Origin of the sequence: Nocardioides sp., from assembly GCF_050699375.1 — a bacterium.
GTDB lineage: Bacteria > Actinomycetota > Actinomycetes > Propionibacteriales > Nocardioidaceae > Nocardioides.
In genome coordinates, this window is record NZ_JBOHDN010000061.1 from 1 (window position 1) to 12,448 (window position 12,448).

Here is a 12,448-nt window from a genome sequence, read left to right on the forward strand (position 1 = left end):
ATGACCTGGCTCGGTGGGTTGCTGCCGGTCAAGGACGGGGTCGCGGTCTACGCCGCCCTGGACCAGGCCGCGAAGGCCGCCGCTGCTGCTGGGGATGGGCGGACCCGGGGCCAGGTCATGGCCGACACCCTCGTCAACCGGGTCACCGGACGCGAAGCCGCCGACGCGAGGCCTCGGATCGAGGTCAAGGTCGTGATGAGCGCCGACGCCCTCACCAACGACAGCGACCAGCCCGCCTTCGTGGAGGGCTATGGACCCGTCCCCGCGACCTGGGCGCGTGAGGCACTCGCCGATGCTGATGTCTTCGTCCGGCGGTTGTTCACCGACCCGGTCGGTCGGCTCGTTGCGATGGAGTCCCGCTCCCGCAAAGCACCAGACGGGCTGGCGGAGTTCATCGCGACCCGAGACGGTGGGATCTGCCGCACCGTCGGGTGTGATGCCCCGATCCGCAACATCGACCACGTCGAACGTCACGCCGACGGCGGCAAGACCACCGCGCAGAATCTGCAGGGTTTGTGCGAGCGATGTAATCAGGCCAAGGAGGCGATCGGCTGGCAGGCCAGGCCCGGTCCCGACGGCAGCATCGTCACGATCACACCCACCGGGCACACCTACACCAGCCCACCACCCGACACCTGGGCACAATCGTCACCACCCTTGTCCCGAGCAGAGCTCAGGCTGCGCGACGTACTCCTCGACTACGCCCCGCGGCCTGATCAGGGACACGAGAGAGGTCACCAGTGTCCGCGGTGGATGACGTCTTCGAGCGGCGCGCGCTTGCGGCGGGTGGGCGAGCCTTTGGCGCCGCCGGGGGCGGGGTGGCCGATGGTGACGGCGCCGATGGGGTCGAAGGTGTCGGGGATTGTGAAGGCGTCGCGTACGGCGGTTTCGGACTCGGGCGGGATTCCGAAGTAGAGGGCGCCGAGGCCTTCGTCGACGACGGTCTGCAGGATCAGCATGGTCGCCATCGCGGTGTCCATGTGCCAGAAGGGCATGGGCCAGCGGGCCTCGTCGCGATCTTCCCAGCCCTTGTCCTTCTCCGCGTAGCGGTCCAGATAGGCAGCCTTCGAGGAGCACGGGATGACGATCACCGGAGCCTGCATCATGCCGGTGAGCCACTCGTCGGGGCTATCGACCTCGGCGGTCGCCGACCAGTAGCGGCGTACGTCATCGGGGGTGTCGAGGACGAGGAAGCCCCAGCCCTGGGAGAAGCCTGCCGACGGCGCCCGGGTGGCGTTGTGCAGGATCTTGTCGAGCACGGCAGGGTCCACAGGATCGCCGGTGTAGCTGCGGACCATCTTGCGGCGGCGTACGACCTCGGAGAACTCCATAGGCAGAGTCTCTCGTCTAAGGCGGACGGGCCCTGCCTCAGGTCGGAAAGTAGGGCGCGAGACCGATCCCGCCGCCTACCTCAGCGGAGGAGTGTTCTGGATGTCAGCACGACACCGACACCAACACAGGAGATCGAGATGTATACCAGCGTGGGTTACGAAGCAGAGGTCAAGTACCGCCGCCAGCAGATCCAGCAGGACATGGCCAAGCGCCGGCGGGCCGACCAGGCCCGTCAGGTACGACGCAACCGCACCCGCTGAGATGGGGGCGCGGACCGGCGGTCCGGAGTTGGGCCAACGCCGAGCGGGAGAGATCCGGCTCGGCGTTGCTTCATGTCCGGGGCCCGAAATTGCCGCCGCGGATGTGGTGGGAGGCGCGATGATGGCGCCTATGGCGCAAAGTGCCGAGAGGCTGGTCGGCCGAGACACCGACCTGGAGACGCTGACCGGGCTGGTCGGCATCGCTCGGGCGGCCGAGGGCAGGCACGTGCTGCTCGCGGGCGATGCCGGTGTCGGGAAGACCCGGATCCTGCGTGAGCTCCGCACCAGAGCCGCCGCCGACGGGCGAGAGGTGCTGGTCGGGCACTGCCTCGACTTCGGAGACAGTGCCGAGGCGTACCTGCCCTTCACCGAGATCCTCGACCTCGTCACGACCGCGCTGCCGGACGTGGTGGCGCAGGTCGCCGACGTACATCCGGCGCTCCTGCGGATGGCACCGGTGGCGCGGGCGCTCGGCGGGGCTGACACCGCCGACCAGGAGGCACTCGACCGGGGCAACCTCTTCGCTGCGATCCACGCGCTCCTGGAGCATGCCGCCGAGAAGGCGCCGGTGCTGGTCGTGGTGGAGGACACCCACTGGGCCGACCAGTCCACCCGCGACCTGCTCACCTTCCTCTTCACCCGGCCGTTCACCGGGCCGGTCACGATCGTGGCCTCCTACCGTGCTGACGACCTGCACCGCCGCCACCCGCTGCGGCGCCAGCTCGCCGAGTGGACCCGGCTGCCGTCGGTCGAGCGGGTCCATCTCGGACGGCTCTCGGACGATGACGTACGTGTCCTGGTCGGTGAGCTGGGCACGGGGATCGACGTCGAGAGCATCGTCAGCCGAGCCGACGGCAACGCCTTCTTCGTCGAGGAGCTGGTGCAGGCCGCAGGCACCGACGAGCTGCCCTGGGACCTCGCCGACCTGCTCCTGATCAGGCTCGAGCAGCTCGACGCGACCGCGCGCGAGGTGGTCGACACCGCCAGCGCCGCCGGGCGCGACGTCAGCGACGAGCTCCTCGAGGCCGTCGCGGGCCTGGACCGCGCCACCCTGGACGCCGGGCTGAGGCAGGCGATCGAGCGGGCGATCCTGGTGCCGCGCGAGGACGGCTACTACCTCTTCCGGCACGCGCTGCTCGGCGAAGCGGTCTACGACGACCTGCTCCCGGGAGAGCGGGTCAGGCTCCATCAGAGGTACGTCGAGGTGCTGAGCGGCGACCTGGCGACCGGCAACGCCGCCGGTCTCGCCCGGCACGCCCGGCTCGCCGGCGACCACGAGACGGCGCTGCGCGCCGGGATCGCGGCCGGTGACGAGGCCGCGGCCACCGGTGGTCCCGACGAGGCCTCCCAGCACTATCAGCAGGCGATCGCCCTCCTCGCCGGCCGCACAGGTCACTCCGGTGGGGAGGACACGCAGCGCCTCGTCGACCTGGTGGTCAAGGCCAGCGACGCGATGGTCGCCGCCGGTCATGCCGACCGTGCCGGGAAGCTGGCCCGTGAGCAGCGCGAGTCGCTCCCTTCGGATGCGCCCGGGCTCTGGCGCGCGCAGCTGATGACGGTCGAGATCGAGACCAGCTTCGCCTACGTCAACGACGTGCAGGTGGGCGATCTCGCGGAGGCGGCGATGGCCGAGCTGCCCGAGGACGCTCCGCCGATCGTGCGTGCCCGGCTGCTCGCTGCGTACGCGCGAACGCAGATGATCTATCGCCGTCACGACGACGCCGAGCGGGCCGGGCGGGAGGCCCTGGCGCTGACCGAGGAGCTCGGCCGGACCGGCCTGGCCTCGGACGTGGCGACGACGCTGGCCGGTGCGTGGGGGCGCCCCTCGAAGCCCTTCATCGAGCCGCTGCGTGCGGCGGTGGCGCGGACGGCCGAGGTCGGTGCGCTGCACCCCGAGCTGCGTGCCCGGATCCAGCTCGCCTACGCCCTCGACGCCGCCAACCGTCTCGACGAGGCGGCCGAGAGCTTCCGTGGCGCCTTCGAGCTCAGCGTCGCGCGCGGCGTCCCCTGGGCGCCGTACGCCTTCGACGCCCGGATCGCCTGGATCGGCCACCTCTACGCCAGGGGCAGGTGGGACGAGGCGCTCGCGCTCACCGAGGCGTACGGGATCCCGGCGGTGCTCTGGCCGTGGCTGGAGTCGACACGGCTGATGATCGAGCAGGACCGCGGCGCCGACTGCGGCGAGCGGGCCCGGCGGCTGCGGCCGTCGTGGAAGCAGGAGGTCGCCACGGCCGGCGAGTCCGTCCCGGTGGAGATCAAGGCCGCTGGCGCGCGCGGTGACATCGATGCGGTCGTCGAGGCGTACGACGCGGGTGTCGAGGCCCTCGAGCGCACCTGGGGAGAGTGGTTCGGAGGCAATGCGCGGCTCGCGGCCGTCGCCGTCGGCGCGATCGGCTCGGCGATCCCGGCGCTTCCCGTCGGCGGCCGGCAGCGGGTGGTGACGCTGGTGGACCGCATCGTCGCTGAGGGCATGCGGCCCCTCGAGTCGAAGCGGCCGTGGGGCCCGGAGGGGCAGGCGTGGACGGCGCGGCTGCGGGCCGAGGGGCTGCGTGCCCACTGGCTGGCCGGCATCGATCCGCCCGCGCAGGACGAGCTCGTCGGAGCCTGGCGGGAGAGCGTGGCCGCCTTCCAGGCCTACCCGCACGTCCACGAGCTCGCCTGGTCACGGGTACGCCTCGCCGAGATCCTCCGAGCGGGCGGCGACGCCGCCGGCGCGCGCGAGCTGGCCGACCTGGCCCGGGAGACGGCGAATCAGCTCGGTGCCCAGCCGCTGCTCGAGCACCTGCGTACGCTCGGCACCGCGCCGCACCGGTCGACGACCGGTCCCTCGGGCCGGCTCACCGCCCGCGAGAGCGAGATCCTCGCCCTGGTCGCCGCGGGACGGAGCAACGGCGAGATCGGCCAGCAGCTGTTCATCTCCACCAAGACCGTCTCGGTCCACGTCTCCAACATCCTGGCCAAGCTCGGTGCCTCCGGCCGCACCGAGGCGGCGGCGATCGGACGGCGGCGCGGTCTCGTGGAATGAGGCCCATGAGACGCAGATCACGGTCGAATGAGGCACCCCTGACGTACGCCTAAGGCAGGAGCCTCATGCGTGGGACTACCTCAGAGACCGAGGCTGGATGCATGACTTACACCAACCAGATCAGCTTCGACGCCGAGCTGAAGTACCGCCAGCAGGCCATCCGCAGTGCCACCGCCGCCGACCGCCTCGCGCGTCAGGTCAAGCGCCGCCGCCCCCGCCGGATGGACTCGATCCACAACTGAGTCCGCGGACCCGGTTAATGCACAAGAATCCCGAGCCGGAACGCGCGATGATAGGGGACATGGCGCAAAGTGCTCGGTCCTTCGTCGGTCGCGACCCCGAGCTGCAGAGTCTCACCGGGCTCCTCGGGGTCACGACCGCTGACGACGTCTCGACGGGCTCGGGCAGCGGGGCACGACAGCACGTCCTCCTCGCGGGTGATGCCGGTGTCGGCAAGACCCGCCTGCTGACCGCGCTGCGCGACCGTGCGGTGAGCGACGGCTGGCAGGTGCACGCGGGGCACTGCGTCGACTTCGGCGAGAGCGCCGTGGCGTACATGCCCTTCTCGGAGATCCTCGACCGGATCGTCACCGACCTGCCCGACGTGGTCGAGCGGGTGGCGGCCGACTATCCGGCGCTGGCCAGGCTGAGGCCCGTACGCCGTGTGCTCGGTGCCACCCAGGGCGCCGCCGCCGGCACCGACCGGGGCCAGCTCTTCGACGCGGTCCACACCCTCTTCGAGGCGGCTGCCGAGAAGGCGCCGCTGCTGGTCGTGGTCGAGGACACCCACTGGGCCGACCAGTCCACCCGCGACCTGCTGACCTACCTCTTCACGCGGCCCTACGACGGCCCGGTCGCGATGGTCGCGTCCTACCGTGCCGACGACATCCACCGCCGCCACCCGCTGCGCCGTCAGGTCGGTGAATGGGGGCGGCTGCCCGACGTCGAGCGGATCGTGCTCGACCCGCTCACCGACGACTCCGTGCGACTGCTGGTCCACGAGCTGGGCAGCGGGAAGGTCGACGCCGAACGAGTCGTACGCCGCGCCGAGGGCAACGCCTTCTTCGTCGAGGAGCTGGTGCAGGCCGGCTGCGACGAGGACCTCCCGGTCGACCTCGCCGACCTGCTCCTGGTGCGCCTGGACCGGCTCGACGGGGCGGCTCGCAGCGTGGTCCGGACGGCGAGCATCGCCGGGCGCCGGGTCACCCACGAGCTGCTCGCCGCGGTGACCGAGATGAAGACCGACGAGCTCGACGACGCGCTGCGTACCGCGGTGGAGCAGAAGGTGCTCGAGCCGACCGGCTCCCGCTACACGTTCCGCCACGCGCTGCTGGCCGAGGCGGTCTACGACGACCTGCTGCCCGGCGAGCGGGTGCGCCTGCACGCCCGGTTCGCCGAGGTGCTGAAGGAGACCCCCGGGCTGGGGGCGGCCGCCGAGCTGGCGCTGCACGCCAAGCGCGCCGGCGACCTCGCCACCGCGCTCCGGGCCCGCATCGCCGCGGCCGAGGAGGCCAGGAACGTCAGCGGTGTGGGTGAGGCGGCGCAGCACTACGAGAAGGCGCTCGGCCTGGCAGCTGACCCGAAGATCGCGCAGGCGGCCGCGGTCAACCTGGACCGCGTCTACGAGCGCGCCGCCGACACCCTCATCCTCGCCGGGCTCTCCTCGCGCGCAGACGCGGTCTTGGCCGAACGGCTCGATGCGATCCCGGCAGCGCCGTCGGTGGGACGGGCGCTGCTGCTGGCCACCAGGGCCGAGGCGGCCCTCGCCATGGAGAACGGCGACCCGCTCACCTACTCGAGCGACGCCATGGCCGCGCTCCCCGCCGACGCCGAGCCCAAGGCTCGCTGCGCCGTCCTCGCCGTGCGCACGCGCACCTTGGTCATGTACCGCCGCAGCGAGGAGGCCGAGGCGGTCGGGCTGGAGGGCATCGAGATCGCCGAGCGGCACAGCCTCTCCAAGCTGGCCTCCGACATGGCCACCAGCCTGTCGATGCTCAAGGTCCGCACCGGCCGCAGCGGCGACCACAAGGTCGAGGGCTTCCGCCAGGTGCTGCGCGAGACGATCGACCAGGCCCGACGGGTCGGGTCGACGTACGCCGTCAGCCGGGGGCTGTTCACGCTCGGCCGCTCCTATGACGAGGCCGGCGACCACGCGGAGGCACTGAAGTGGTTCCGGACGGTGACCGATGACGCCGGCGGGGAGTCGCTGCAGTGGTCCATGTACGTCGCGGCGGCGCGTGCCGACATCGTCCGGATCCAGATGGTCCTGGGGGAGTGGGACGAGGCGCTCGCGCTGACCGGCGGCAACCTGCCCGACGCGCCGCCGGTCCCGGTCGCGCTCCTAGACGCTCTCCGGATGATGATGGAGCAGGCCCGGGGTGCGTCGGTCGGCGAGGCCGCCGCGGCGCTGCGTCCGTTCTGGACCCAGGAGGGTCTGATCGCGCTCTTCGGGGCCACCGTGGAGATGGTCGCCGCGGGCCGCGCGGGCGACCACGCGGGTGTGCTCCAGGTCTACGCCGACACCGTCGAGACGCTCTCGCAGTTCTGGACCGAGTGGTTCGGTGGCCGGGTGCGGCTGGCCGTGATGGCGGCCTCCGGGATCGCGCGGATGCTGCCCTCGGTGCCGGCCGCGCAGTGGCCCTCGTTGGTCGAGGCCGTCGACAGGCTGCACAACGACGGCGAGCAGGTGGTGGCGCAGTACGAGCCCAGCGAGTGGGGCCCCGAGGGTCAGGCCTGGACGGCACGCCTGGAGGCCGAGGTGCTCCGCGTGCACTGGCTGGCCGGTGTCGACGCCCCGACCCAGGAGTCGCTGCTGGCGGCCTGGGCGCGGGCGGAGCAGCAGGTCGAGGCGTACGGAGATGTTCCCGGGCTGGCTGCGGTGCGGACGACGTATGCAGTCATCCAGCGCGCCATCGGAGACGTCGCCGGGTCGCGGGTGACCGCGGAGAAGGCCAGGGAGACCGCGAAGCGGCTCGGGCTGCAGCCGCTGCTCGACGAGCTGAGGTCGCTCGGCGCGACGCCGGTCAAGCCGCAGCAGGCGACATCGACCGCGCTGACTCCAAGGGAGAGCGAGATCCTGACGCTGGTGGCCGCCGGGCGCAGCAACGGTGAGATCGGCAAGCAGCTGTTCATCTCCACCAAGACGGTCTCCGTGCACGTCTCGAACATCCTCGGCAAGCTGGGCGCGGGGAGTCGTACGGAGGCAGCGGCCATCGCGCGGCGCCTTCAGCTGATCAGCTGAGCTTTGGGTCAACATTTCCGAACCGTTGGCGCGCATGCCGCTCCGACCCGCATGATGGGAATGTGTGGGTGAGGTGTCACCTTCGCTACGCGCCGGTCCGGGCCGGCGCGGCCGACACCGAGGAGCAGACGTGAAGCAGAGGGAGCGGCATCCCATCGTGGCTGGTGTCACGGCGCTCGTCGCGGTCGCGCTGGCGGTGGGCCTGATCGCGGGCATCGCGATGTTCGTCGGTGCCAACATCGTGGGGTTCGGCGGCGGGAGCGAGGCCGGCGACAAGGCCACCGACCCGGACGCGGGCGCCTCGCTCCACGTGCCGGCGCCGGTGCCGACCGAGACCGACACCGGACCCGCGATCACCCTGCGCGCCTCTCCCACGGCCTCGCCCACGACGTCGTCCAAGAAGCAGGGAGGCTCGGCCTCGGAGGATGCCTCGGAGAGCCCGTCGGCGTCGACGGCTGCCGAGAAGCCGGCTCGGAAGAAGATCACCCTCCAGGTCGGCACGGTCCAGGCGGAGCCGATGGAGACGATCTCCATCACCGGGATCTACCCCGGAGGTGAGGGCGCGACCCTGCGCCTGGAGCGCCGGCGGGACGGCAGGTGGCAGGAGTTCGGCATCTCCGACGTACGCGTCACCGGCGAGCAGTTCTCCACCAAGATCCAGACCGGGCGCATCGGGAAGCACAGGTTCCGGATGAAGGACATCGACACCGGCGCCTACTCCAACAAGGTGAGCGTGACGATCGGCTGAGTCTGGGCCGGGCCGGGTGGACTGGGCTGGGTGGAACAGCGCTGGGGGTGGAATAGGTCAGGGTGCTCGCGGTTGTATGTGGGTATGACGGTTCCTACGATCAAGCTCAACGACGGCACGTCGATCCCGCAGTTCGGCATCGGCGTCTGGCAGGTCCCCCAGGACGAGACCGAGCAGGTGGTGAGTCAGGCCCTCGAGGTCGGCTACCGCCACGTCGACACCGCGCAGATGTACCAGAACGAGGCCGGTGTCGGCAGTGCGCTCAAGACTGCGGGGCTCGCCCGCGAGGACGTGTACGTCACCACGAAGCTCAACAACTCCCAGCACGACCCGGCCAATGCCAAGGCCTCCCTCGAGAGGTCCCTGGAGCTGCTCGGCCTCGACCGCGTCGACCTGTTCCTGATCCACTGGCCGCTGCCGACGCAGTACGACGGGACGTACGCGAAGACGTGGGAGGCGCTCGTCGCCCTGCGTGAGGAGGGCCTGACCACCTCGGTCGGCGTCTCCAACTTCCAGCCGAACCACCTCGACGAGATCGTCGCGGCGACCGGCGTGGTCCCGGCGGTGAACCAGATCGAGGTCCACCCCTACTTCACCAACGAGGCCGCCCGCGCCGCGACCTACGCGCACGGCGCGAAGGTCGAGTCGTGGTCGCCGCTCGGACAGGGCGGCGGCGAGCTCGCCGACCCGGTGGTCACCGCGATGGCCGAGGCGCACGGCAAGTCTCCCGCTCAGGTCCTGCTGCGCTGGCAGCTCGAGCGCGGCGACATCGTCTTCCCGAAGTCCGTACGCCGTGAGCGGCTCGAGGAGAACCTGGCGATCTTCGACTTCGAGCTGAGCGCCGACGACGTCGCGGCCCTCGCCGCCCTCGACAAGGGTGAGGCCGGTCGCGCCGGCCCCAACCCCGACGTCTTCGACTGGATCCCGTCGTTCTGACCAGAGCCGGCTGACCAGAGCCGGCTGAGCAGGCCGGAAAAGTGGCGCTGGAATGCACCGCGTACGATCTTCGTTGTTGGGAGTGAACGAAGTTGAGTTGAATCGGCTCAACTTGTTTGCCAGACTCATCGTGGCAGCCGTCAGAGCGGCGCCGAACGAGTCTTCCGGGGCCGACCCGGATTCCATTGACACACAAGCTTCAACAAGCGGAGGTAGCAAAGATGGCACGTGCCGTCGGTATCGACCTCGGGACCACCAACTCGGTCGTCTCGGTTCTGGAGGGTGGCGAGGCCACCGTCATCGCGAATGCCGAGGGCGCCCGTACGACGCCTTCCGTGGTCGCGTTCAGCAAGTCCGGTGAGGTTCTGGTCGGCGAGGTCGCCAAGCGCCAGGCCGTCACCAACGTCGACCGCACCATCCGGTCGGTGAAGCGTCACATGGGCACCGACTGGAAGGTGAACATCGACGACAAGGACTTCACCCCGCAGCAGATCAGCGCGTTCGTCCTGCAGAAGCTCAAGCGCGACGCCGAGTCCTACCTCGGCGAGCCGGTGACCGACGCCGTCATCACCGTGCCGGCCTACTTCTCCGACTCGCAGCGCCAGGCGACCAAGGAGGCCGGCGAGATCGCGGGCCTCAACGTCTCCCGCATCGTCAACGAGCCCACCGCCGCGGCGCTGGCCTACGGCCTCGACAAGGGCGACGACCAGACCATCCTGGTCTTCGACCTCGGTGGCGGTACGTTCGACGTCTCCCTGCTCGAGATCGGCGAGGGTGTCGTCGAGGTCAAGGCGACCTCCGGTGACAACCACCTCGGTGGTGACGACTGGGACAACTCGGTCGTCAAGTGGATGGTCGAGAAGTTCAAGGCCGCCAACGGTGTGGACCTGGCCGCCGACAAGATCGCCGCCCAGCGCCTCCAGGAGGCCGCCGAGAAGGCGAAGATCGAGCTCTCCTCGAGCCAGAACACCTCGATCCACCTGCCCTACATCACCCACGGTGAGTCCGGCCCCCTCCACTTCGAGGAGACCCTGACCCGGGCGGAGTTCCAGAAGATCACCACGGACCTGCTCGACCGCACCAAGAAGCCGTTCGAGTCGGTCCTCAAGGACGCCGGCGTCGCCCTCAAGGACATCGACCACGTCGTCCTGGTCGGTGGCTCGACCCGGATGCCGGCCGTGACCGAGCTGGTCAAGAGCCTGCTCGGCGGCAAGGAGCCCAACAAGGGCGTCAACCCCGACGAGGTCGTCGCCGTGGGTGCCGCGCTGCAGGCCGGCGTGCTCAAGGGCGAGGTCAAGGACGTACTGCTCCTCGACGTCACCCCGCTGAGCCTCGGCATCGAGACCAAGGGCGGTGTCTTCACCACCCTGATCGAGCGCAACACCACCATCCCGACCAAGCGCTCGGAGATCTTCACGACCGCTGACGACAACCAGCCGTCGGTCGAGATCAAGGTCGCGCAGGGTGAGCGTCCGATGTGGTCGGAGAACCAGCCCCTGGGCAACTTCGAGCTCACCGGCCTCCCGCCGGCTCCGCGTGGCGTGCCGAAGATCGAGGTCGCCTTCGACATCGACGCCAACGGCATCGTGCACGTCTCCGCCAAGGACCAGGCCTCCGGCCGCGAGCAGTCCATGACGATCTCCGGCGGCTCCGCGCTGTCGAAGGACGACATCGACCGCATGGTCAAGGAGGCGGAGCAGTACGCCGAGGAGGACGCCAAGCGTCGCGAGTCCATCGAGATCCGCAACCAGGGCGACAGCCTCGTCTACACCACCGAGAAGTTCATCACCGACTCCGGCGACAAGGTCCCGGACGACGTGAAGACCGAGGTGCAGGCCGACCTGGACGCCCTGAAGAAGGTTCTCGAGGACACTGAGGCCGACAAGGACACCATCCAGGCCTCGATCACCAAGCTCGGTGAGTCCTCGCAGAAGATGGGTGCGGCCATGTACGCCGCGGCCGAGGCCGAGCAGTCCGCTGCCGGCGGTGCCACCGGCGCCACCGGTGAGGCCGACGACGACGTCGTCGACGCCGAGATCGTCGACGAGCCCGTCGAGGGTGAGACCGGCGACGCCGACACCGCGGACAACGCGGGTGAAGAGGGCGACAAGAAGTGACGAAGCGCCGCCCCGGCGGGGCGGAGGAGGTCGTCGAGGAGACGGCCCCCGAGGCTCCGCCCCCCGAGCCAGCCGAGACCGATGAGGCTGGGTCCGAGTCGACCGACACCGAGTCGACCCGGACCGAGCCGACCGAGACCGAGCGGACCGAGGATGGGTCTGCGGAGGACGAGCCGACGCAGGTCCATGTCGGAGACTCCGAGGACGACGCTGATGCCGAGGACCTCGCTGTCGAGGACCTCTCGGACGAGGAGGTCACCGAGGAGCCTGCCGAGGCCGAGGTGGACGCCGAGGCCGAAGCGGATGCCGATGCCGAGGACGACCTCTTCGCTGCCGACGAGGTCGACAAGCGCGTCGCCGAGCTGACCACGGACCTGCAGCGCCTTCAGGCGGAGTACGTCAACTACAAGAGGCGGGTCGATCGTGACCGCGAGCTGGTCGCGCAGAACGCGACCTACAAGGTGCTCACGCCGATCGTGGACGTGCTCGACACCATCGACCGTGCTCGCGAGCACGGCGAGGTCGAAGGCGGGTTCAAGGCCGTGGCCGACCAGCTCGAGAAGATCGTGACCAACCTGGGGCTGAGGAAGTTCGGCGAGCCGGGCGACCTCTTCGACCCCAACCGTCACGAGGCGCTGAGCCATATGGGCACCGACCCCGAGGTCGAGGAGACCTCGGTCAAGCTGGTGGCCAAGGCCGGTTACATGATCGGTGACCGAGTCGTCAGGGCCGCGCAGGTCCTGGTCGTCGACCCGGAGTGACAAAATTGGGTGGTCGATCCTGCCGGGA

Annotated in this window: 9 protein-coding genes and 1 pseudogene; 9 read left to right on the top strand and 1 reads right to left on the bottom strand. The window is 70.1% G+C overall.

Translation table 11 applies throughout. The features are described from left to right. Positions 1-531, top strand: a pseudogene (locus ACRDPS_RS03620) (HNH endonuclease); the annotation flags it as partial. Between the two features lie 203 nt (positions 532-734). On the opposite strand, the gene ACRDPS_RS03625 reads toward ACRDPS_RS03620, so the two are convergent. Next, the gene (locus tag ACRDPS_RS03625; protein WP_431500256.1) at positions 735-1,331 is read right to left on the bottom strand and encodes a nitroreductase family protein; all 597 of its coding nucleotides are present in this window, start codon (positions 1,329-1,331) and stop codon (positions 735-737) included. 138 nt (positions 1,332-1,469) lie between these two features. Here ACRDPS_RS03625 and ACRDPS_RS03630 point away from each other — a divergent pair, with 138 nt between their 5' ends. The 8 genes from ACRDPS_RS03630 to grpE all read left to right on the top strand — a co-directional run bounded on the left by ACRDPS_RS03630 (position 1,470) and on the right by grpE (position 12,420). Beyond that, positions 1,470-1,592, top strand: a complete 123-nt coding sequence (locus ACRDPS_RS03630) for a hypothetical protein (RefSeq protein ID WP_431500257.1) — start codon at positions 1,470-1,472, stop codon at positions 1,590-1,592. Positions 1,593-1,722: 130 nt separating this feature from the next. Continuing rightward, entirely contained in the window at positions 1,723-4,617 is a 2,895-nt protein-coding gene (locus ACRDPS_RS03635; RefSeq protein WP_431500258.1) for a helix-turn-helix transcriptional regulator, read from the top strand. Between the two features lie 101 nt (positions 4,618-4,718). Continuing rightward, the gene (locus ACRDPS_RS03640; RefSeq protein ID WP_431500259.1) at positions 4,719-4,859 is read left to right on the top strand and encodes a hypothetical protein; all 141 of its coding nucleotides are present in this window, start codon (positions 4,719-4,721) and stop codon (positions 4,857-4,859) included. A 59-nt stretch (positions 4,860-4,918) separates the two neighbouring features. Beyond that, the gene (locus ACRDPS_RS03645) at positions 4,919-7,858 is read left to right on the top strand and encodes a helix-turn-helix transcriptional regulator (protein ID WP_431500260.1); all 2,940 of its coding nucleotides are present in this window, start codon (positions 4,919-4,921) and stop codon (positions 7,856-7,858) included. A 130-nt stretch (positions 7,859-7,988) separates the two neighbouring features. After that, positions 7,989-8,606, top strand: coding sequence for a hypothetical protein (locus ACRDPS_RS03650; RefSeq protein ID WP_431500261.1), 618 nt, complete (start codon positions 7,989-7,991; stop codon positions 8,604-8,606). A gap of 84 nt (positions 8,607-8,690) precedes the next feature. After that, complete coding sequence (locus tag ACRDPS_RS03655) at positions 8,691-9,542, top strand: aldo/keto reductase (RefSeq protein ID WP_431500262.1); 852 nt, start codon at positions 8,691-8,693, stop codon at positions 9,540-9,542. Positions 9,543-9,763: 221 nt separating this feature from the next. Continuing rightward, positions 9,764-11,659, top strand: coding sequence for a molecular chaperone DnaK (dnaK, locus tag ACRDPS_RS03660; protein ID WP_431500263.1), 1,896 nt, complete (start codon positions 9,764-9,766; stop codon positions 11,657-11,659). Further along, complete coding sequence (gene grpE, locus ACRDPS_RS03665; RefSeq protein ID WP_431500264.1) at positions 11,656-12,420, top strand: nucleotide exchange factor GrpE; 765 nt, start codon at positions 11,656-11,658, stop codon at positions 12,418-12,420. Before dnaK ends, grpE begins: the two co-directional genes overlap by 4 nt. Positions 12,421-12,448: the final 28 nt, after the last annotated feature.

Excerpts from the sequence above, each read along its gene's own strand:
- dnaK (WP_431500263.1), top strand. The coding sequence starts at position 9,764 with ATGGCACGTGCCGTCGGTATCGACCTCGGGACCACCAACTCGGTCGTC.
- ACRDPS_RS03635 (WP_431500258.1), top strand. The coding sequence starts at position 1,723 with ATGGCGCAAAGTGCCGAGAGGCTGGTCGGCCGAGACACCGACCTGGAG.
- ACRDPS_RS03625 (WP_431500256.1), bottom strand. The coding sequence starts at position 1,331 with ATGGAGTTCTCCGAGGTCGTACGCCGCCGCAAGATGGTCCGCAGCTAC.
- ACRDPS_RS03655 (WP_431500262.1), top strand. The coding sequence starts at position 8,691 with ATGACGGTTCCTACGATCAAGCTCAACGACGGCACGTCGATCCCGCAG.
- ACRDPS_RS03645 (WP_431500260.1), top strand. The coding sequence starts at position 4,919 with ATGGCGCAAAGTGCTCGGTCCTTCGTCGGTCGCGACCCCGAGCTGCAG.
- ACRDPS_RS03630 (WP_431500257.1), top strand. The coding sequence starts at position 1,470 with ATGTATACCAGCGTGGGTTACGAAGCAGAGGTCAAGTACCGCCGCCAG.
- ACRDPS_RS03640 (WP_431500259.1), top strand. The coding sequence starts at position 4,719 with ATGACTTACACCAACCAGATCAGCTTCGACGCCGAGCTGAAGTACCGC.